Source organism: Hymenobacter terrestris, from assembly GCF_013377905.1.
Lineage (GTDB): Bacteria > Bacteroidota > Bacteroidia > Cytophagales > Hymenobacteraceae > Hymenobacter > Hymenobacter terrestris.
Genome location: NZ_JABKAV010000065.1, coordinates 1 through 18,674 on the forward strand (window position 1 = coordinate 1; position 18,674 = coordinate 18,674).

At 62.4% G+C, this 18,674-nt stretch carries 17 protein-coding genes and 2 pseudogenes; 14 read left to right on the top strand and 5 right to left on the bottom strand.

The window, feature by feature from the left end:
* The 3 genes from HW556_RS15375 to HW556_RS15385 form a co-directional block, all read right to left on the bottom strand.
* A partial coding sequence (locus HW556_RS15375) for a helix-turn-helix transcriptional regulator (protein WP_176901004.1) occupies positions 1 to 548 on the bottom strand: 548 nt, incomplete at its 3' end.
* 8 nt (positions 549 to 556) lie between these two features.
* Positions 557 to 934 carry a cupredoxin domain-containing protein gene (locus HW556_RS15380; RefSeq protein WP_176901005.1) on the bottom strand — a complete coding sequence of 126 codons (378 nt, stop codon included), beginning with the start codon at positions 932 to 934 and terminating at the stop codon, positions 557 to 559.
* A gap of 12 nt (positions 935 to 946) precedes the next feature.
* On the bottom strand, positions 947 to 3,217 hold the full coding sequence (locus HW556_RS15385; protein ID WP_176901006.1) for a heavy metal translocating P-type ATPase: 2,271 nt from the start codon (positions 3,215 to 3,217) through the stop codon (positions 947 to 949).
* A 435-nt stretch (positions 3,218 to 3,652) separates the two neighbouring features.
* Between HW556_RS15385 and HW556_RS15390 the strand changes: the two genes are divergently transcribed.
* The 14 genes from HW556_RS15390 to HW556_RS15450 all read left to right on the top strand — a co-directional run bounded on the left by HW556_RS15390 (position 3,653) and on the right by HW556_RS15450 (position 17,781).
* A complete protein-coding gene (locus HW556_RS15390) occupies positions 3,653 to 4,126 on the top strand; it encodes a hypothetical protein (RefSeq protein ID WP_176901007.1) in 474 nt (157 codons plus the stop codon).
* A gap of 128 nt (positions 4,127 to 4,254) precedes the next feature.
* Entirely contained in the window at positions 4,255 to 4,386 is a 132-nt protein-coding gene (locus HW556_RS18835; protein WP_262890010.1) for a hypothetical protein, read from the top strand.
* 59 nt (positions 4,387 to 4,445) lie between these two features.
* On the top strand, positions 4,446 to 5,408 hold the full coding sequence (locus tag HW556_RS15395; RefSeq protein WP_176901008.1) for a heavy metal-binding domain-containing protein: 963 nt from the start codon (positions 4,446 to 4,448) through the stop codon (positions 5,406 to 5,408).
* A 60-nt stretch (positions 5,409 to 5,468) separates the two neighbouring features.
* Positions 5,469 to 6,173 carry a DUF305 domain-containing protein gene (locus tag HW556_RS15400; protein ID WP_176901009.1) on the top strand — a complete coding sequence of 235 codons (705 nt, stop codon included), beginning with the start codon at positions 5,469 to 5,471 and terminating at the stop codon, positions 6,171 to 6,173.
* Between the two features lie 48 nt (positions 6,174 to 6,221).
* On the top strand, positions 6,222 to 6,773 hold the full coding sequence (locus tag HW556_RS15405) for a heavy metal-binding domain-containing protein (RefSeq protein ID WP_176901010.1): 552 nt from the start codon (positions 6,222 to 6,224) through the stop codon (positions 6,771 to 6,773).
* Positions 6,774 to 6,879: 106 nt separating this feature from the next.
* A complete protein-coding gene (locus HW556_RS15410; protein ID WP_176901011.1) occupies positions 6,880 to 8,127 on the top strand; it encodes a TolC family protein in 1,248 nt (415 codons plus the stop codon).
* Position 8,128: 1 nt separating this feature from the next.
* Positions 8,129 to 8,740: a hypothetical protein gene (locus HW556_RS15415; protein WP_176901012.1), complete on the top strand. Its 612-nt coding sequence runs from the start codon at positions 8,129 to 8,131 to the stop codon at positions 8,738 to 8,740.
* The gene (locus HW556_RS15420) at positions 8,724 to 9,869 is read left to right on the top strand and encodes an efflux RND transporter periplasmic adaptor subunit (protein ID WP_176901013.1); all 1,146 of its coding nucleotides are present in this window, start codon (positions 8,724 to 8,726) and stop codon (positions 9,867 to 9,869) included. Before HW556_RS15415 ends, HW556_RS15420 begins: the two co-directional genes overlap by 17 nt.
* Positions 9,870 to 9,969: 100 nt before the next feature.
* Entirely contained in the window at positions 9,970 to 13,212 is a 3,243-nt protein-coding gene (locus HW556_RS15425) for an efflux RND transporter permease subunit (protein ID WP_176901014.1), read from the top strand.
* Positions 13,213 to 13,223: 11 nt separating this feature from the next.
* Positions 13,224 to 13,874, top strand: coding sequence for a helix-turn-helix transcriptional regulator (locus HW556_RS15430; RefSeq protein ID WP_176901015.1), 651 nt, complete (start codon positions 13,224 to 13,226; stop codon positions 13,872 to 13,874).
* A 51-nt stretch (positions 13,875 to 13,925) separates the two neighbouring features.
* On the top strand, positions 13,926 to 14,261 hold the full coding sequence (locus HW556_RS15435) for a four-helix bundle copper-binding protein (RefSeq protein ID WP_176901016.1): 336 nt from the start codon (positions 13,926 to 13,928) through the stop codon (positions 14,259 to 14,261).
* 145 nt (positions 14,262 to 14,406) lie between these two features.
* Entirely contained in the window at positions 14,407 to 14,616 is a 210-nt protein-coding gene (locus tag HW556_RS15440) for a heavy-metal-associated domain-containing protein (protein WP_176901017.1), read from the top strand.
* 123 nt (positions 14,617 to 14,739) lie between these two features.
* Positions 14,740 to 17,253, top strand: a complete 2,514-nt coding sequence (locus HW556_RS15445) for a multicopper oxidase domain-containing protein (RefSeq protein ID WP_176901018.1) — start codon at positions 14,740 to 14,742, stop codon at positions 17,251 to 17,253.
* A gap of 57 nt (positions 17,254 to 17,310) precedes the next feature.
* Entirely contained in the window at positions 17,311 to 17,781 is a 471-nt protein-coding gene (locus HW556_RS15450; RefSeq protein ID WP_176901019.1) for a DUF305 domain-containing protein, read from the top strand.
* 139 nt (positions 17,782 to 17,920) lie between these two features.
* Here HW556_RS15450 and HW556_RS15455 read toward each other — a convergent pair.
* Together HW556_RS15455 and HW556_RS15460 are read right to left on the bottom strand one after the other, a co-directional pair.
* Positions 17,921 to 18,335, bottom strand: a pseudogene (locus HW556_RS15455) (integrase core domain-containing protein); the annotation flags it as partial.
* Positions 18,336 to 18,370: 35 nt separating this feature from the next.
* Positions 18,371 to 18,674 (bottom strand): annotated as a pseudogene (locus tag HW556_RS15460) (Fic family protein); the annotation flags it as partial.

Consider the following 18,674-nt stretch of genomic DNA (forward strand, 5'->3'; position numbering starts at 1 on the left):
AGCTGCCGGAACTGGCGCGAGAGGTGAGCCGGACTGCTGTAGCCCAGTTGCTGGGCGATGTCGGTCATGCTTAGCTCGCCGTAGCTGATAAACTCCTTGGCCCGCTCCACTTTCTGGCGGATGATGAACTTCTCAATCGTGAGGCCCTCGGAAGCGGAGAACAGATGCGACAGGTAGTGGTAGTCCTTGTCGAGGTGCTCGGCTAGGTAAGTGGAGTAGTTGAGCAGCCGCCGGCTCGGCGGCGGGTAATGAATCAGGGCGACCAGCAGGGTTTTGATACGGTCCACTAACTGGTCCTGCGCATCTTCCAGCAATTCGAAGCCCGCCGCCTGCAACCGGCGCCGGATGGCCGCCCAGTCAGGGGCCGCGCCGTCGGGCGTCGATACGTCGGCCTCGCCCAGGGCCACGCGGTGCACCAGCAGGTCCAGCGCCGCCAATTCCTCGCCCACCACCCGAATACACTGGGGGCAGACCATGTTTTTAATCAACAACCGGTGCGCCCACGGCGGCGGCGGCACGGGGGCAATGCTGATGTCAGGCTTGCTCACCGGCCGCATTATTTCACGACCAGACTACCCCGCAGCATGCCCATGCCGCAGGTGAATGGGAAGGTGCCGGCCGTTTCGGGCAGCAGCTCGACGAGCGTGGTTTTAAAGGCCGGCAGGTCGCGGCGGATACTGAAATCGGGCAGCAGCAGCTCTTCCGAGCAGCTGTTCTCTTCGTCGCGGTAAAAGCTCAGCTGCACCGGCTTGCCCTTTTCCACCTCAATAATGTCGGGCGAGTAGCCGCCCTTCACGGTGATATCTACCTGCTGCACACCGCTCGACGACGAAACAGCACTAGCCGTTTGGCGGGCCGAAAAGAAGAAGTACCATATCACAAACGCCGATAGGCCCAGGCCAACGATAGTCACGATGATTTGAGAAGTATCCATAGTAAGCAGTGGTTAGTGGTTGTCGAAAGAGCGCAGGCGCAGCGAGTTGGCAAGCACCGACACCGAGCTGAGGGCCATAGCCGCGGCCGCCAGCATGGGCGAGAGCAGGATGCCGAAGAAGGGATAGAGCAGCCCGGCCGCCACGGGAATGCCCAGTGTGTTGTAGATAAAGGCGAAAAACAGGTTTTGCTTGATGGTGCGGATGGTCTGGCGGCTCAGCTCGATGGCCGTGACCACGCCATTTAGGTCGGAGCGCATGAGCGTGATACCAGCCGCCTCCATGGCCACGTCGGTACCCGAGCCAACGGCGAGGCCGATGTCGGCCTGAGCCAGGGCGGGCGCGTCGTTGATACCGTCGCCCACCATGGCCACGATGCGACCTTCGCCCTGCAGCTCCTTCACCTTGCCAGCCTTATCGGCCGGGAGTACCTCGGCGAAGTAACGGATAATACCCACCTGCCCGGCCACCTGCGCGGCCGTCTGAGGGTTGTCGCCCGTCATCATCACCACCTCGATGCCCAGGGCCTGAAGCTTTTTGATAGCGGCCGCCGACGTGTCGCGCACCGTATCGGCGACGCCCAGCAGGCCCACAGCCTGTCCGGCTACGGCTACATAGAGCACGGTTTTGGCCTGGCTTAGTAACTGCTCAGCCAGGACTTTCAGCTCGGGCGATAAGGTGATGCCCTCGTCGCTGAGCAGGCGGCGGTTGCCGATGAGCACGGCCTGGCCATCCACAGTGGCGGCGGCGCCTTTGCCTTCCACGGCGCGGAAGTCGGTGGCCGTCAGCTTATCCCCGCCCTGGTCGTCGGCGTGGCGCACCACGGCCTCGGCCAGCGGGTGCTCGCTCTGCCGCTCCACGGCCGCTACCACCTGCAACAGCTGCGCGCCGTCCTGGCCGGGAGCCACGAAGTCCGTTACGGCCGGCTCGCCGCGGGTGATGGTGCCGGTTTTATCCAGCAGCACGGTGTTTACCTGGTAGGCCTTCTCGAGGGCTTCGGCGTTACGAATCAGCACGCCGTGCTCGGCGCCCTTGCCGGTGCTCACCATGATGGCCGTGGGCGTGGCCAGGCCCAGTGCGCAGGGGCAGGCAATGATGAGCACGGCCACGAAATTGACCAGCGCCAGCGGCAGGCGCGTTTCGGCCGGGGCCAAATCAAACCAAAGCACGAACGTGAGGATGGCAATCACGACCACTGTGGGTACGAAAATGGCACTCACCTTGTCGGCCAGCCGCTGGATGGGGGCGCGGCTGCCCTGGGCGTCCTCCACCAGCTTCACAATCTGCGACAGCATGGTGTCGGCCCCGACCTTGGTTACCTCGAAGCGGAAGGAGCCGGTTTTGTTGAGCGTGGCCCCGAACACCGGGTCGCCCGTTTTCTTGGTCACGGGCAGGCTTTCGCCGGTGAGCATGGCCTCGTCGAGCGACGACTGGCCGTCGGTGATGATGCCGTCGGTGGCGACTTTCTCGCCGGGGCGTACCAGTACGATGTTGCCGAGCTGCACCTGCTCGATGGGCACGTCCACTTCTTGGCCGTCGGGGCGCACCACGCGGGCCGTTTTAGCCTGCAGGCCCATTAGGCTACGCATGGCGGCCGAGGTCTGGGTTTTAGCCCGCAACTCCAGCACCTTGCCCAGCAGAATCAGGGCGATGATGGTGGCCGTGGTATCGTAGTACACCTCCGGTATCAGGCCCCGGCTGGTAAAGAAATCGGGCACCACGGTGGCGGCCAGGCTGTAGAGGAAGGCCGCGCCGGTGCCCACGGCAATGAGCGTGTCCATATTAGCGGCCCGGTGCTTAAAGCCGTTCCAGGCCGACACGTAGAACTCGCGGCCGCTGTAGGCCAGCACGGGCAGCGTGAGCAGCAGCAGCGCGTAGTTGAGCACGGGCATGTTCACGCGCGCCATCAGGGCGGGCCAGAGCATGAGCATGCTCAGCGGCATGATGACGATGGCCAGGCCCGTAGCCACCCAGAAGCGGCGCTTGAGCTGCTGGTAGGCCAGCGCTTTCTGACGGTCGAGCTCGGCGCTGCGCTCGGCGGCGCTGGTATCGGGGGCGCGCTCCACCACGCTGTAGCCGGCGCTCACTACCGCCTGCCGGAGCGCGGCCGGGGTTGCCTCGGTGGGCAGATAGTCGATGGTGGCCTTCTCGGTGGCGTAGTTGACCAGGGCCCGCTGCACGCCCGGCGTGCGGCTGAGCGACTTTTCGACGAAGGCCGCGCACGAGGCGCAGGTCATGCCTTCGATGTCGAGCGTTTCGGTTTTGGTTTTAAGGACAGGTTCCATGGGCAGCAGCATAAAAAGTGGTGCGGCAGGGGCCAGTCAGCCGATTGGCGAAGGGCCAGCCGCACTATACAAAGGAACGGCTTCCCGGGGCCGGAGTTGGTACTGAATCCGGCCGCGGAGTTGCATAATTTGCCCGAATGGCGGCAGGAGTCCTTACCGCCAAAGCAAAGGCCATTGCGGGTGGTGCTGCCAAACCGGGCAGATAAAATATGGCCGGCCACTTATATAATTTCGCACTTGATGGCCAGTTGCTTCCCGGAGCCAGGTATGCTCATGGGCCGGTAGAGGCGCAAAAGCTTACTTTAGCGCTGTAAACCAGCGCCAACAACGAGCAAGCTGCAATATGCCAGCGGTAGTAGCGGCACCATTTTGGTTAGCTTTTTCAGGAGATAAGCCTATTTTTGCAATTGTTCAGCGCCCATTTGGCGCCTATCTATGTTCCGTAACCTGTTCCCCTTCCGCCGTTTGCTGGCGACGAGCTTCCTGCTCGTCTTCGTCAACGTGTTCGTGGGGCAGTGCCTGTGCGCCGTAGTGAACCCGGTGCCGGCAACCAGCCTGGCCGTGGCTGAGCCAACCGTAGTGGCCCAGCCGTCGCACCCGGGCTGCGCGGGCCACGGGGCCGTAGCCGAACCAACCACCAAGCCGGACCAGCACCCTGCCAAGTCGGCCGGCAGCCAGGACGACTGCTGCAAAGACAACTCGGCGGCCCTGCTTTCGGCCCTGACAATGCCGGTCCAGAAGAGCCTGCTCGTTCCGGCCCCGGCCGTGCTGCCAACGGCAGTGGAATTCCATTTCCGGCCCCTCGCGGGCAAGTGGGACCAGACGGCTGCCGTTGCCCTGGTTCCACCGCGGCATCTCAAGCCCAAAATTCCGGATATCCGTATTTACATTCAGTCGTTGACTGTCTGATTTTTTCGACGTGCTGAGGCTCGCGCCGGCATAGCTATGCTATGTCCGGGGCGGGCCTTTTCGTTTGCTCGCCCGCGCGGCCTGGCCGCGCCCCCCTCCCCTATTTCCTGGTTTTACCACTCCCCACAATGAAGCGTTGTTGTGAGGCGGCTAGTGGCTCGCCCCCGTCAGGGCCAGGTCGCCGCTGGTTCTCCTACCTGCTCTACGCCGTAGTGGCTGCCGCCCTGAGCTTCGTGCTCTGGCAGCAATGGTTGGCGTAGCCTTCCGGGCCCTGGCCGGGGCCAATTTTCCACCGTTTCCACTCATTACCTGTTTTTTTATGAAGCGTATTTTTGTTCCGCTGCTGGCCGCTGCCAGCCTGTTTACCGTTGCCAGCTGCTCGTCGGATGCCGGCAGCAGCAGTGCCACCGACACCGTTACCACGCCCACCGGAGGTCCCGCAGCAGGTACCGACGAGCACGCCGGTGGCCACATCTATTCCTGCCCCATGCACCCCGAGGTGACCAGCACCAAGGCAGGCGACTCGTGCCCTAAGTGCGGCATGAACCTGGAGCACACCGACCTGCCCGCCAGCAATGGCAAGGCCTACCAGATGAAGTTCACCCCTATCCCCATGCAGCTGGTGGCCGGGCAGCCCGCCAAGCTATCCTTCACGCCCCAGGAAACCGGCAACGAGGCCGCGCCCGTGCCGCTGGCCGTGGTGCACGAAAAGAAGATTCACCTGATTATCGTCAGCAAAGACCTGGGCCAGTTTTACCACGAGCATCCCGAGTACACCGCCCAGGGGGACTATAAAGTGGATTACACCTTCCCCAAGGGCGGCGAGTTCGTGCTGTTTCAGGATTATTCGCCCACCGGGAGCAGCCATCAGCTGGGCCGTCAGCCCGTGACGGTGCAGGGACCGAAATACGCGCCCGTCAAGTTCAAGAACGATGATATGAGCTGGGAAAAGGATGGCTACTCAGCCACCCTGGCGTTTGATAAGCCCCTGAACACCGGCCAGCTGCTGGGCATGAAAATCGTCATCAGCAAAAACGGCCAGCCCGTAACCGACCTCGACAACTACCTGGGCGCGCTGGGCCACGTGGTCGTCATCAGCGAAGACACGGAGCGCTACCTGCACGTGCACCCCAACGACCAGGCTGACAAAGGCCCGGCCATCGGCTTCAATACCAACTTCGAGGCGCCCGGCCTGTACCGCGTGTTCCTGCAGTTCAACCACGACGGCAAGATTCACACCGGCGACTTCACTATCAACGTGAAAGGCCCAGCCGCTAGCTAGGCAGCTCCGTTTCGCGCGCTTTTCCCGCCCGTTTTTTTTCTCCGCTAATTCTCTGAATCCATGAAAACCCAAGCCATTCTTTTCGCCCTGCTGTGCTCCGGCACCCTGCTACTGAGCAGCTGCGATACCAAAACCGCCACGGAAACCACCGCCACCACCGAAACTGCCGCGGCCGGCGACATGGCAGCTATGGACCATTCCACGATGGACCACTCCAAAATGGCCGGCGACTCGCCCCTGAAAGCCTCGATGGATGAGATGATGGGCAAGATGGACGCCATGAAAATGAAGGGCAACACCGACCACGACTTTGCCCACATGATGCTGGAGCATCATAAAGGCGCGGTGGCCATGGCCGACATTCAGCTGCGCGATGGCAAAGACGCCACCATGCGGCAGATGGCCGAGAAAATCAAGGCCGACCAGCAGCAGGAAATCGGGGAGCTGGAAGCCGTGGCCACCCGCCTCGACAATGCCCCGACCAACTACCAGCCCCAAGACCCGAACGATCCGTTCACGGCCCAGATGAAGATGTCGATGACGACCATGATGCAGAGCACGCCGCCTACCGTCGCCAACCCGGACATGAACTTCAACATGCTGATGACCACGCATCACCAGAGCGCCATGGACATGGCCAAAGCCGAAGTGGCTTACGGTAAAGACAGCAAGCTCAAGGCTATGGCGGAGAAGATGATTGACACCCAGCAGAAGGAAATAGACGCCTTTAAGACCTGGCACGCCCAGAACGCCGACAAAATGTAGCCTTCCGCGCTTCCTGCTTTTCCCCCTAAACTCACGTTTCATTTCCCCATGAAGGTTCCCCAAATCCTGCTCATCGCCGCCGCTATCGTGGCCACCGCTTCTTTCTCGGCCCAGGCCCAGCACAGCCACAAGCCCGCCGCCGCCCATGGCCACAAAGCAGCCGGTGAAACCCACGCCCACCAGTCGCCCCACGGGGGCGTAGTGCGGACGGCCGGCGCCTACCATCTGGAGCTGGTGCAGCAGGCCGGCGAAGTACACGTGTACCTGCTCGATGCCAACGAAGCCACGATGGCCCCCACAGCCACCACCGGCACGGTGATGCTGCTGACCACGGCTGGCAAAACCAGCACCGCCGCCCTCGCGCCCGCCGGCGACCACCTGGTGGCGCAGGTTCCGGCCGGCATCACCGTTCGGACGGCCATTGTCAGCCTCAAAGCCAAGGGCAAATCGCTCTCGTCCCGGTTTGAAAAGCTTGACGCGGCGGCTAAAAACGGCCAAGTCGTGAGCGCCGCTTACCAGTGCCCCATGCAGTGTGAAGGCAGCGCCAGCGACAAGCCGGGCGCGTGCCCGAAGTGCGGCATGGCCTTGGTGAAAAAGTAGTAGACCGCGCCGGTTTTTCGGATGCCGGGCGTCCGGGCCTTTTCCACCTCGGGCCGTCCGCTGCTGCAACGGCGGGCAGCCCACCGGCTGGTCTTAATGTGATTGTATGACGTATTTTGAATTAAAACGCGGGGCCCGTTGGCTGTTGGTGCTGGTCTTACTGCTGCTGGGGCTAGGCCGAGAAGCTGCCCAGGCTCAAACCGTCATCGGCCTCGACAGCGCCGAGGCCCGGAGCCTGCGCCGCCACCCGCGGCTGCGGCAATCGGACCGCGAGGTGGAGGAGCAGCGGGCCCTGAAGCGGGGCTCGTTTTCGCCGGCCAACCCCGACCTGCTGTTCTCGGCCCCCACGGGTGAGCTGTGGGCCCCGGGCGTGGTGCAGACCATTGACTTTCCGAACGTGTACCGGCGCCAGCGTCAGGTGGCGGAGGCGGGCATCAGTCTGGCCGAGCGCAACCGCGAGGTGAGCCGGGCCACGGTGCTGCGCGATACCCGGCTGGCTTACCTGAGCCTACAGTTTGCCGAGGCCCAGGTCCGGCAGCTCACCTACCAGGACAGCCTTTATCAGGCGCTGCGGGTGGCCACCGAGCGGCTGTTTGCGGCCGGAGAAATCACGTCGCTGCAGCGCATCAGCACCGAAGCCGAAGCCCGGCTGGTATCCGTGCAGCTGCAGCAGGCCACCGCCGATTTACGCGCCGCCCAGCACCGCTTGGGCTTGCTGCTGGGCCAGCCCACGGCCGCTTTCACCACCAGCACCGACCTGCGCCGCAGTGGCCCGGAACTGGTGCAAACGGGTGGGGCGCTGCTCAGCGGACTGCCCACCGAGGACAGCACAGCCCTGGTGCGCAGCCCCACGCTGGCGGCTGCCACCCAGAACGTGGCCCTGAGCCAGTCGGGCATCAGCTTGGTGCGAGCCCGGCGCACCCCGGCCCTCACGGTGGGGTATCAGAATCAGGCTTTTGAGAACTCAGCTCTTAAGTACCGCTTTCAGTTCGGCGTGTCGGTGCCCGTGTGGTTCTGGACCTACCGCTCGCAGCTGCAGGCAGCCACGGCCCGCAGCGAGGCGGCCGGCTACCAGCTGCAGGCCCAGCGCCTGGAGCTGAGCATCCTCTACGAGCAGGCACTGGCCGATACGCGCAAGTTCTCGGCCTCGCTGGGCTACTACGAGCAGACCGGTGTGCCGCAGTCGGGGGCCATTATCAGCCAGTCGCAGCGCCTGTTTCGGGCCGGCGAAATCAGCTACCTGGTCCTGATTCAGAGCCTCAACCAGGCTTTCACCATTCAAAATACCTACCTGACTACCATCCGCGACTACCGTCAGGCCCTCATCGAACTTAACTACCTGCGGGGTGAATAATATGAAACAACTCCTGATTTTGCTGCTGGGCCTGTTGCTGAGCGGGACGGCCAGTGCCCACGGGGGCGAAGACCACGGCGACGGCCCCAAGGCCGGCACCCCAGCCGGGGCGACGTCGTTTTCGATGGCGGCGCTCTCGGAGCAGTTCGAGGTGCTGCTGCGCTACGAGCCGCTGGAAGGCGGCCAGCCGGCCGACCTGCGCCTGTTCCTCTCCGATTACGCTACCAACGTGCCCATCAAGGGGGCCAAGCTCACGCTCACCACGCCGGAGGATGCCAGCCTTAAGTGGGCCGTAACGGAGCAGGAACCGGGCATCTATTTGGTCGAAGGTCAGTTTCCGGCCAACAAGCCCTACAGCTTCACGGTCAATGTCGTGGCCGGTGACAAGGCCGATTTGCTATTGCTTGAAGGCATTAAGGTGGGCGAGAAGCTGCCCGTGGCCGCGTCGGCTCCGGAGGCTGCCGCCTCGCTTTTTTCCTCCTGGAAAATGATTCTGGCCCTTGTCGGGGCCTTCGTGCTCGGCATCGGCCTGACCTTTTTGCTGCTGCGCCGCCGACGCCCTACCGCGCCTGTTTCCACCTCCAATCCTGCCGTGTATGAAAACCAAGCATAAATTTCTGGCCGTTACGGCCGCGGCCGGCCTGGTGCTGAGCGTGCTGCTGCCGCCCCCGGGCCTGGTGCAGGCCCACGGCGGCGAAGACCACGGCGGCGAGGCCAAGGCCAGCACCGGCGTGGCCCTGACCGATGAAGTGCTGCTGCCCAAGGAAAGCCAGTTCCTGTTCCAGGTACAAACCAACCTGGCCGCTTACTCCACCACCTACAGCCGGGCCACGCTCTACGGCACGGTGTCGGCGGCGGCGGGCGGCGAGGGCCGCGTGGTGGTGCCGCAAACCGGGCGCATCGTGAGCCTCACGGCGCAGGTCGGCAAGAGCGTGCGGGCCGGCCAGACACTGGCCGTCATCGAGCAGACGCTGGATGCTACCCAGCAAATTGGCCTCAGCACCGAGCGGGCCAACGCCCAGGCCGAGCTGCGCGCCGCCCAGCAGGACTACGCCCGCCTGCAAAGCATCGCCGACATTGCCGCCCGCAAAGATGTGGTGGCGGCCGAGCTGCGTCTGCGTCAGGCCCGGCAGAACGCCGGTATTCAGAACAGCCAAGCGGGCCAGCGCCGCGTCAGCATAACCTCGCCGGTGAGCGGCACCGTGGACGTGTTCAACCTCGCCGTGGGTCAGCAGGTCAGTCAGGGCGACGAGCTGTTTCGGGTCATCAACCCCGGCAAACTGCGCGTGGAGGCCCAGGTATTTGCCCAGGATTTGGCCAAAGTCACGCCCGGGGCCGCATTCCGGGTGGAGGGCCTGCAGGGCCAGGCGGGCGTGCCGGCCCGGCTGGTGGTGTTCAGCAACATGGTCAACCCCGTCAATCAGGCCCGGCAGCTGGTGCTGGAACTGGATGCCACGGACGGCAGCGCCTACCGGGCCGGCCAGGCCGTGAACGTGCAGGTGGTGGGCCAGACCGGCGGCGGCCAGCCCCAGCTGGTGGTGCCCACTTCGGCCATCACCGACCTCAATGGCAAGCCCGTGGTATTCGTGCACACCGAGCCCGAGCGGTTCAAGATTCGCTACGTGCAGCCGGGGGCCGTGAACGGCCAGCAAACCGTGCTGGTGCAGGGTGAGGTCAATGAAAACGACCGGGTGGTGACGGCCGGCACCTACCAGCTCAAATCCATCTACCTCAACCAGTAGATTTTAAGCCTCAAGCTGCAAGCTACAAGTCCCACATCAGAAAAACACTCAGCGCTAGAGGCTTGCAGCTTGTAGATCAAAGCTTATAGCTACACAAAAAATGCTTGACAAGATAATCCGCTTTGCCCTGCAAAACCGCCTGCTCATGCTGGCCTTTGCTCTGGCCCTTATCATTGCCGGTACCTACACGGCCAACCAGCTGCCGGTGGACGTACTGCCCGACCTGGACCGCCCCCGCGTGACCGTGTTTCTGGAAGCGCCCGGCATGGCCCCCGAGGAAGTGGAGGCCCTGGTGACGCTGCCCGTGGAAACGGCCCTGAACGGGGCCACCGGCGTGTCGGCGGTGCGCTCGAACTCGGCCATCGGCCTGGGCATGGTGTTCGTGGAGTTCGACTACGGCACCGACATCTTCACGGCCCGCCAGATTGTGAGCGAGAAGCTGCAAACCACGGGCGAACAGCTCCCGCAGGGCATCACGCCCGTGCTGGGGCCCATCTCGTCGGTTATGGGCCAGATAATGCTGGTGGGCCTGTCGGGCGGGAAGGAAACCAACGCGGCCGATTTGCGCACGCTGGCCAACTACACGGTGCGTCAGCGCCTGCTCAGCATTCCCGGTATTGCCCAGGTCATCCCCATCGGCGGCGACAACCTGCAGTACCAGGTGCTGCTGGACATGCCCCGCCTGAACGCCACCGGCCTGACGGCCAACCAGGTGGAAGAAGCCCTGCGCCAGTCGAACCTGAACACCACCGGCAACTTCTTCGACCGCAACGGCTCGGAGGTGCTCATCCGCAACCTGGGCCGGTTACGCTCGGTCGAAGACATCGAGAACATCGTGGTGGGCTACCGCGCGCAGTCGCCCATCCGCGTGGCCGACGTGGCCAATGTAAAGTTCGGGGCCCGCTTCAAGCGCGGCGACGGCAGCGTGAACGGCCAGCCCGCCGTGATTCTGAGCATTGAGAAGCAGCCGGGCGCGGCCACCGTGGGTTTGACCGAAGCCGTGGAAAAGGCCTTGGTGGAGCTCCAGCCCTCGCTGCCCCCCGACGTTAAAGTCAACACGCGCCTGTTCAAGCAGTCGGAGTTCATCGAGTCCTCGATTTCCAACGTGGAAGAGGCGTTGCGCGACGGGGCCATTCTGGTGGTTATCGTGCTGTTTGCCTTCCTGCTGAACGTGCGCACCACGTTTATTTCGCTGGTGGCCATTCCGCTGTCGCTGCTGGTTACGGCCTTAGTGTTTAAGGCGGCCGGCATCAGTATCAACACCATGACGCTGGGCGGGCTGGCCATTGCCATCGGGGAGCTGGTCGACGATGCCATTGTGGACGTGGAAAACGTGTACCGGCGCCTTCGCGAAAACAAGCAAAGGCCCGACCCGCAACCGGTGCTGCGCGTTGTGTACTCGGCCTCGTCGGAAGTGCGCAACTCCATCGTGTACGCCACCATTATCGTTGTGCTGGTTTTTCTGCCGCTGTTTGCCTTGGAAGGCATGGAAGGCCGCATATTCGCGCCGCTGGGCATTGCCTACATCACCAGCATTGTGGCCTCGCTGTTCGTGTCGTTGACCGTTACGCCGGTGCTCTGCTACTACCTGCTGCCCGGCATGAAGCAGATGGACCACCCCGAAACCGACGGCGGGCTGGTGCGCTGGCTCAAGAAGAAGGACACCCGGCTGCTGGGCTGGGGCATGCGGCATCCCAAGCTGGTGCTCACGTCCACGGCCCTGCTCTTTGCGATGGCCGTGGCCATGGTGCCCTTCTTCGGCACCGAGTTTCTGCCGCCTTTCAATGAAGGCTCGCTCACGGTCAACTTCTCGGCCCCGGCCGGCACCTCGCTTACCGAGTCCAACCGCTTGGGCACACTGGGTGAGCAGCAGATGCTCAAGATTCCGGAAGTGGCCTTCACGGCCCGCCGCACCGGCCGCGCCGAGCTCGACGAGCACGCCGAATCGGTGAACAACTCGGAAATCGAGGTGGCCTTCAAAACCGAAGCCGAGCTGGAGAAGGAGGGCAAAACCATGCGCAGCCGCGACGAAATCCTGGCCGACATGCGCGAAAAGCTCAGCCTGATAACGGGCGTGAACGTGAACATCGGCCAGCCCATTTCCCACCGCCTCGACCACCTGCTGAGTGGGGTGCGGGCCCAGGTGGCCATCAAGGTCTTCGGCAACGATTTGCTGGAGCTGCGCCGCTACGCCAACGAGGTGCGCGACGCCGCCAGCACCGTGCCCGGCGTGGTCGATTTGCAGGTGGAAAAGCAGGTGCAGATTCCGCAGCTGCTCATCCGGCCCAAAGACGACGCCCTGCGCGCCTACGGCATGGGTCGCGGCGAGCTGGTGCGCGACCTGGAAACGCTGTTTCAGGGAACCGTGGTCTCGCAGATGGTTGATGGCCAGAAGCGCTTCGACTTAGTGGTGAAGCTGCCCGAAGAGCAGCGCAACGACATGGCCGCCATCAGCCAGACCCGCATCGAAACCCCCAGCGGCTCGCTGATACCCGTGAGCCAGGTGGCGGAGATAATTTACGAGCCGGGGCCCAACACCATCAACCACGAAAACACCCAGCGCCGTATTACTATCTCGCTCAACGTGGCCGAGCGCGACCTGGGCTCCACGGTGAAGGAGATTCAGGCCAAAATCGACCAGCAGGTGAAGTTGCCGCCGGGCTACTACCTCACCTACGGCGGGCAGTTCGAGAGCCAGCAGTCGGCCTCGCAGAAGATTCTGTGGCTGAGCTTGTTTTCGCTGGCCGGCATCTTCCTGGTGCTGTTCTCGCACTTCAAGTCCTCGCTGATGGTGGGGCAGATTATGCTCAACATCCCGCTGGCCCTTATCGGCTCGGTGGTGGCGGTGCTGCTCACGGGCGGCACGTTCAGCATTGCCTCGCTGGTGGGCTTCATCACGCTCACCGGCATTGCCTCGCGCAACGGCATCATGATGATTTCGCACTACATCCACCTCGTGGAGCACGAAGGCGAGAAGTTCGGCATCCCCATGATTATCCGCGGCTCGCTGGAACGGCTGGTGCCGGTGCTGATGACGGCCCTGGTGGCGGCGCTGGCCCTGGTGCCGCTCACGCTGGCCAAGGACGCGCCGGGCAAGGAAATTCTGTACCCCGTGGCTACCGTGATTCTAGGCGGTCTACTCAGCTCCACCTTCCTCGACATCATTGTGACGCCGGTGGTATTCTGGCTGGTGGGCGAAAAAGCGCTGGCTCAATACTTCGCTGCCCGCCAGGAAGTAGGACTTGACGCGCACCCGCACCCGCAGGAGCTGGACGCGCCGCCCTTCACACCTGCGGCCGACCAGCCCACCACTCAGCCCGCCGCCACCAAGCCCGCCGTTTAACGCACCTTTCCGTGTCCTTTCCCTTCAAATATTCGTCCAGCGAAACCGGCTGCGTGCTTTACATCAAGCATATGGTGTGCGCGCGCGGCGCCCAGACGGTGCGGTTGGAACTGGAGAAACTGGGGCTGGTGGTGCACGCGGTGCGTCTGGGGGCCGCTACGGTAGCCCACGCGCCCGACGAGCTGGATTGGCAGCGCATCCGCAAAGCCCTGGCTAAAGTGGGCTTTGCCCTGCTCAAAGACCCGGCCTACGCACGCGTGACAAAGGTGAAACAGCTGATTGCCGACCTACTGCACCGTCCCAACGCCATTGCTCACCGCGACTTTATACCGACCCTGACGCAGACGGCCGGCCTGAGTGCGCGGCAGCTCCACCGTCTGTTTGCGCAGCAGCCCGCCCCTACCAGTCTGCTCAGCTACATCAAGCAGCAGCGGTTGTTGTGCGCGCAGGAGCTCCTGATTACTTCGCCGGCCGGTATCGGCCAGATTGCCCGGCAACTGGGCTACAGCAGTCTGGCGCACTTCTCCGGACAGTTTCGGCGGTTCGCTCACTGCGCGCCGTCCACGTACCGCCAGCAGCGCCCCGCGCCGGCCGATAAAGCGGCCCCGGCAGCGCTAAATAATGCAAGCGAGCAAGCGCACGGCGCAAAACCAGGCCCTTAGGTCGCAGTATATAAAGAGTATCTAATCCTTACTTCTTTAACTTCTTTTCTCATGCCCAACCAAAACCAATCCCTGCTCGACGCCCTCAATGCCTGCGTGGCCGCCTGCGAAAACTGCGCTACCTCCGGCCTGCGCGGCGACAACCTTCAAATGATGGCCCGCTGCATTGAGCTTGACCGCGACTGCGCCGACATCTGTGCCCTGACGGCCCGCTACGTGGCCCGTAGCTCAGAGCACGCCCAGCACCTGCTGAAGGAGTGCGCCGAAATCTGCAAAGCCTGCGGCGACGAGTGCCAAAAGCATGCCGACCACATGGAGCATTGCCGCGAGTGCGCTGAGGCCTGCCGCCGCTGCGAAGAAGCCTGCCGCCAGATTATGGCCACCTAATCAAGTTGTAGCAAGAGTAGCCCCAACGGGGAAATAATGCAAATCAGCGGCGCAATTCTGTAGCCCTTCGGGGAGCTAATTGGGCGCTGGCTTGCGTTTTCTCTTTACTTGGGGGCCGCCAATGGCCCCGCTAATTCTGCTTACTATGAACACGCTTCACTTCAAAACCAACATCAACTGCGGCGGCTGCATCAAGGCCGTAACGCCCACCCTCAACGAGCAGGCCGGCGTCGGCAACTGGCAGGTAGATACCGCCAACCCCGATAAACTACTGACGGTCACCTCCGATAAGCTCACGGCCGAGCAGGTAGTGCGGGCCATTGAGGAAGCCGGTTTCGAGATTCAAGCAGCCTAACCCCCCCTTTCCCCTTACAAAACGCCCGGCCCTACCGGGCGTTTTGAGTTTAGGGGTCCAGCCACGCTGCCGCCGTGGCTCCACTGCCCCCCCTTACCCGGCGGGCACCCCAACGACTTTGCTATGCGCTTTAACTCCCTACGCTTTCTGCCCTTACTGCTGCTGACGCTGCTACTGGCTGGCCCGCCCGCCCGGGCCCAGACCGATACGACCGTTTACACCCTGACGCTGCGGCAGGAGCCGGTGAACAAGGCCGGCAAAACCGTGGCGGCCATGACCGTAAACGGCGGTATTCCGGGCCCGACCATCCGGTTTAAGGAGGGCGACTACGCGGTGATTTACGTCAAGAATGAGATGGACGTGGAAACGTCGGTGCACTGGCACGGCCTGCTGCTGCCCAACTTCTACGACGGCGTGCCCTACCTCAACACGCCGCCCATTAAGCCAGGCCAGACGCAGAAATATGAGTTTGCGCTCCGGCAGTCCGGCACCTACTGGTACCACTCGCACACCATGCTGCAGGAACAGAGCGGCGTGTACGGCTCCATCGTGATTGAGCCCCGGCAGGAGCGCCTGACCTACGACAAGGACCTGGTGCTGGTGCTCTCGGACTGGACCAATCAGAAGCCCCAGAACGTGCTGCGCTTTCTCAAGCGGGGCACCGAGTGGTACAATATCCGCAAGGGCACGGCCACGCCGCTCAACCGCGTGGTGGCCCGAGGGGCCTTCGGGGCCCAGCTTAACTTCTGGAAGCAGCGCATGGAAGGCTTCGACATTGCCGACATCTATTATGATGCCTTTCTAGTGAATGGCCAGCCGGTGCAGCAGTACCCGGAGTTCCGGCCCGGCGAGCGGGTGCGCCTGCGCATCATCAACGGCTCGGCCTCTACCCAGTTCTGGCTGACGTTCGGGGGGCCGCAGGACCCGCTGCTGGTTGCCGCCGACGGCCAGGACGTGGTGCCAGTAGCTCGTAACAAAACCTTTATTGCGGTGGCCGAAACCTACGATTTCCTGGTGACGGTGCCCGCCGATGGCCAGCTGGAGCTGCGGGCCATGGCCCAAGACGGCTCCGGCACCACCTCGGCCTTCATCGGCACCGGCCCGGTGCTGGCGGCGGCCGTACTGCCCCGACCCGATAAAATCGGCCTCATGCAGCAGATGGCCCAGATGAAGATGCGCATGGGCGCGCCCGCCCTCAAGTTCCGCCCCAACCACGTGGATGCCCAGCAGATGAAGGAGACCTGGGGCATGAAGATGGATATGCAGGGCAAGGAAGGCAAGATGGGCGGCATGAAGATGGGCGACCATAAAATGGGCGCTGATAAGCCGATGGCCGACATGGACAAGAGCGGCGGCGGCCAGAAGATGGATGGCATGAGGAAGAACGACCAGCCCTCAAAACTTAAGTCGGACATGGCTGACGCAAAGAAAATGGCCGGTATGAATATGCCTGCCGACACGACCCATGCCGGGCACCAGATGCCAATGAAAGGTATTAAAACGGGTGCCGATAATCCGATGGCCGGCATGGACATGGCTGGCCAGAAACAAGCGGGCGGCATGAGTGGGATGGATATGGGCGGCATGGATATGTTTGTCGAGTACAACTACGACTACCTGCGCGCGCCCCAGAAGTCGGCCTACGCCGACACGGTGCCGGTGCGCGAAATCCTGCTCAACCTCACCGGCAACATGCAGCGCTATATCTGGAGCATGAATGGCGTGCCGTTGTCGTCGGCTGATAAAATCCCGATTCGCAGCAACCAGCTCACGCGCATCACCTACAACAACCTGACTATGATGCACCACCCCATGCACCTGCACGGGCACTTTTTCCGCGTCGTCAACAAAAACGGGGAGTACTCGCCCCTCAAGCACACCGTGAATGTGCCGCCCATGCAGCAGGTGACGATTGAGGTGCTGGGCACCGAGCCGGGCGACTGGTTTCTGCACTGCCACATCCTCTACCACATGATGGGCGGCATGGCCCGCATTGCCAGCTACGACACGCCCCGCGACCCGCGCCTGAAAGGGGCACCCTTGAGCGAGCTGCTGCGCGAAACCAACCAGTACTATACCTGGGGCCGGCTCGATGCAGCTTCGCACATGAGCAGCCTCAACCTGATGTCATCCAACCTGCGCAACCAGTTTAACCTGAGCGTGGAGTACGGCTGGAACCGCAACTGGGAAACCGAGGCTACTTACGAGCGCTACCTCTACGACTACCTGCGCGTGTTTGGGGGCGTGAACGTTGAAAGCTCCCGCCGCCGGGCCGCGCCTGCACCCAACGAGCAGGGGCCGGGCAAAATGACGAGCGAAACCGCCACCACGGCCGTAGCCGGCTTGCGCTTTCTCACGCCTTACCTGTTCAGCCTCGACGCCCGCATCGACAACAAGCTGCGCCCGCGCCTGAGCCTGGGCCGCGAAATCATGATTTTTCCCCGGTTGGCAGCGTTCGGCTACTATGAGTTCCAGGCCGATTTTGGCTGGGTAAACGAGCTGGAAAACAACCACAGCTTCACCAAAGAAGTGGTCTGGAGCACGGGCCTGGAATACATGCTCTCGCGCAACTTCTCACTTATGGGCAGCTACGACAACCGCTTCGGCGGCGGTGGTGGCCTGAGCGTGCGGTTCTAAGCAAGCCGAGTCCTGCCATTCTTAAAAGACATTTTTTCAATAACCCCCTCATTTCCTATGGAGCACAAAAACCCTTACTCACGCTTTTTCCTGATGCTAGGCACCTCGCTGGTGGCCATGTACGTGGTTATGTACCTGAACGTGTACGAGTGGGACCACGTGTATTTCAGCCTCACCCGCTTCTACATGTCCCTGATTATGTTGGTGCCGATGACGCTCATCATGCTGGGCTTTATGTGGGAAATGTACCCCAACAAGCAGCGCAACGCCCTGATTATGGGCGGCAGCCTAGTGCTGTTCGCGTTGGCCACCTATATGGTGCGGGCCCAGACATTCGTGGGCGACACGCTGTGGATGAAGGCCATGATTCCGCACCACTCCATTGCCATCATGGTCAGCAAGCGCGCCGACATCAAGGACCCGGAAGTACGCCAGCTGGCCGATGACATCATTGAGGCCCAGAAGCGCGAAATCAAGCAGATGAAGCAAATGATTGACCGACTGGAACGCAAGCGGGCCGCCCAATAACGGTCGGCTTAGTTTTGCGCTGATTGGCGCTGACCCGGCAAAAACTAATATTCCACCTAATTCGTCTGCCCTTACAGCCAGCTACTTGCTCACCCTTACTCCGATACGACGCCTTTGTTTGCGTTTGCCTTGAGGTGGTCTAGGTGTATAGTCCCAGTATAAGGTGGGTCGGGTCCTGGGTAAAGATAGTCGGGTTCTTTTGCCACTGTGCACAGACGAATTCGTGCGGGGTTAGCCCGCGTAGGGTCTTCAGGCGCTTGGCGTGATTGTAAGCGAGCAAAAAAGGCTTGCAGGTGCTCGTTGAGCTCGTCGGTGCTCTGGTAATGGAAGCGCTTGAAGATGGCTTCCTTGATGGTGCGGTTCATGCGCTCGACCTGGCCGTTAGTCCAGGGGTGGGCCGGTTTGGTCAGGCGGTGCTCCAAGCCATATTCGCGGCAAATGCGGTCGAAACTGTGCCCGCCCGGCAGAAATTGGTGGGGCTGGGGTATGAACTGGACCCCATTGTCCGTCAACACAGTGTGCACTTTGTACGGTGATTTAGAAAGTCTATCCCGGTGTCGTGGCGTTCACTCTCGCTTGGCAGCGCGGCTTATCCCAGTTGGGCTAACAGCTCAAACAGGGGCTGGTTGACGTAGTAGTTGGAGTTGGCGTGCTTTTGCTTGACCAGCACGCCGTCCGCGGCCAATTTGTTCAAGTAACCCGCCGCCGTGGGCCGGCTCACCTGCAGTTCCTGCTGCACGAATTCGATACGGGTGTAGGGGTGTCGGAACAAGTTGTTGAGCAGGTCCTGGCTGTAGAACTTGTAGGGGCGCAGCCGCTGCTTCGTCTCCTGCATCAGGGCACGCAGGGCCGTGATCAGGGCGATGCTCTCGTGGGCGGTCTGTTCCACGCCG

What these genes read in the sequence shown, in the direction of transcription:
- HW556_RS15390 (WP_176901007.1), top strand. Translation starts at nt 3,653, where the DNA reads ATGTTCCGTAACCTGTTCCCCTTCCGCCGTTTGCTGGCGACGAGCTTC.
- HW556_RS15410 (WP_176901011.1), top strand. Translation starts at nt 6,880, where the DNA reads ATGACGTATTTTGAATTAAAACGCGGGGCCCGTTGGCTGTTGGTGCTG.
- HW556_RS15380 (WP_176901005.1), bottom strand. Translation starts at nt 934, where the DNA reads ATGGATACTTCTCAAATCATCGTGACTATCGTTGGCCTGGGCCTATCG.
- HW556_RS15400 (WP_176901009.1), top strand. Translation starts at nt 5,469, where the DNA reads ATGAAAACCCAAGCCATTCTTTTCGCCCTGCTGTGCTCCGGCACCCTG.
- HW556_RS15445 (WP_176901018.1), top strand. Translation starts at nt 14,740, where the DNA reads ATGCGCTTTAACTCCCTACGCTTTCTGCCCTTACTGCTGCTGACGCTG.
- HW556_RS18835 (WP_262890010.1), top strand. Translation starts at nt 4,255, where the DNA reads ATGAAGCGTTGTTGTGAGGCGGCTAGTGGCTCGCCCCCGTCAGGGCCA.
- HW556_RS15420 (WP_176901013.1), top strand. Translation starts at nt 8,724, where the DNA reads ATGAAAACCAAGCATAAATTTCTGGCCGTTACGGCCGCGGCCGGCCTG.
- HW556_RS15405 (WP_176901010.1), top strand. Translation starts at nt 6,222, where the DNA reads ATGAAGGTTCCCCAAATCCTGCTCATCGCCGCCGCTATCGTGGCCACC.
- HW556_RS15440 (WP_176901017.1), top strand. Translation starts at nt 14,407, where the DNA reads ATGAACACGCTTCACTTCAAAACCAACATCAACTGCGGCGGCTGCATC.
- HW556_RS15385 (WP_176901006.1), bottom strand. Translation starts at nt 3,217, where the DNA reads ATGGAACCTGTCCTTAAAACCAAAACCGAAACGCTCGACATCGAAGGC.
- HW556_RS15395 (WP_176901008.1), top strand. Translation starts at nt 4,446, where the DNA reads ATGAAGCGTATTTTTGTTCCGCTGCTGGCCGCTGCCAGCCTGTTTACC.
- HW556_RS15435 (WP_176901016.1), top strand. Translation starts at nt 13,926, where the DNA reads ATGCCCAACCAAAACCAATCCCTGCTCGACGCCCTCAATGCCTGCGTG.
- HW556_RS15450 (WP_176901019.1), top strand. Translation starts at nt 17,311, where the DNA reads ATGGAGCACAAAAACCCTTACTCACGCTTTTTCCTGATGCTAGGCACC.
- HW556_RS15415 (WP_176901012.1), top strand. Translation starts at nt 8,129, where the DNA reads ATGAAACAACTCCTGATTTTGCTGCTGGGCCTGTTGCTGAGCGGGACG.
- HW556_RS15425 (WP_176901014.1), top strand. Translation starts at nt 9,970, where the DNA reads ATGCTTGACAAGATAATCCGCTTTGCCCTGCAAAACCGCCTGCTCATG.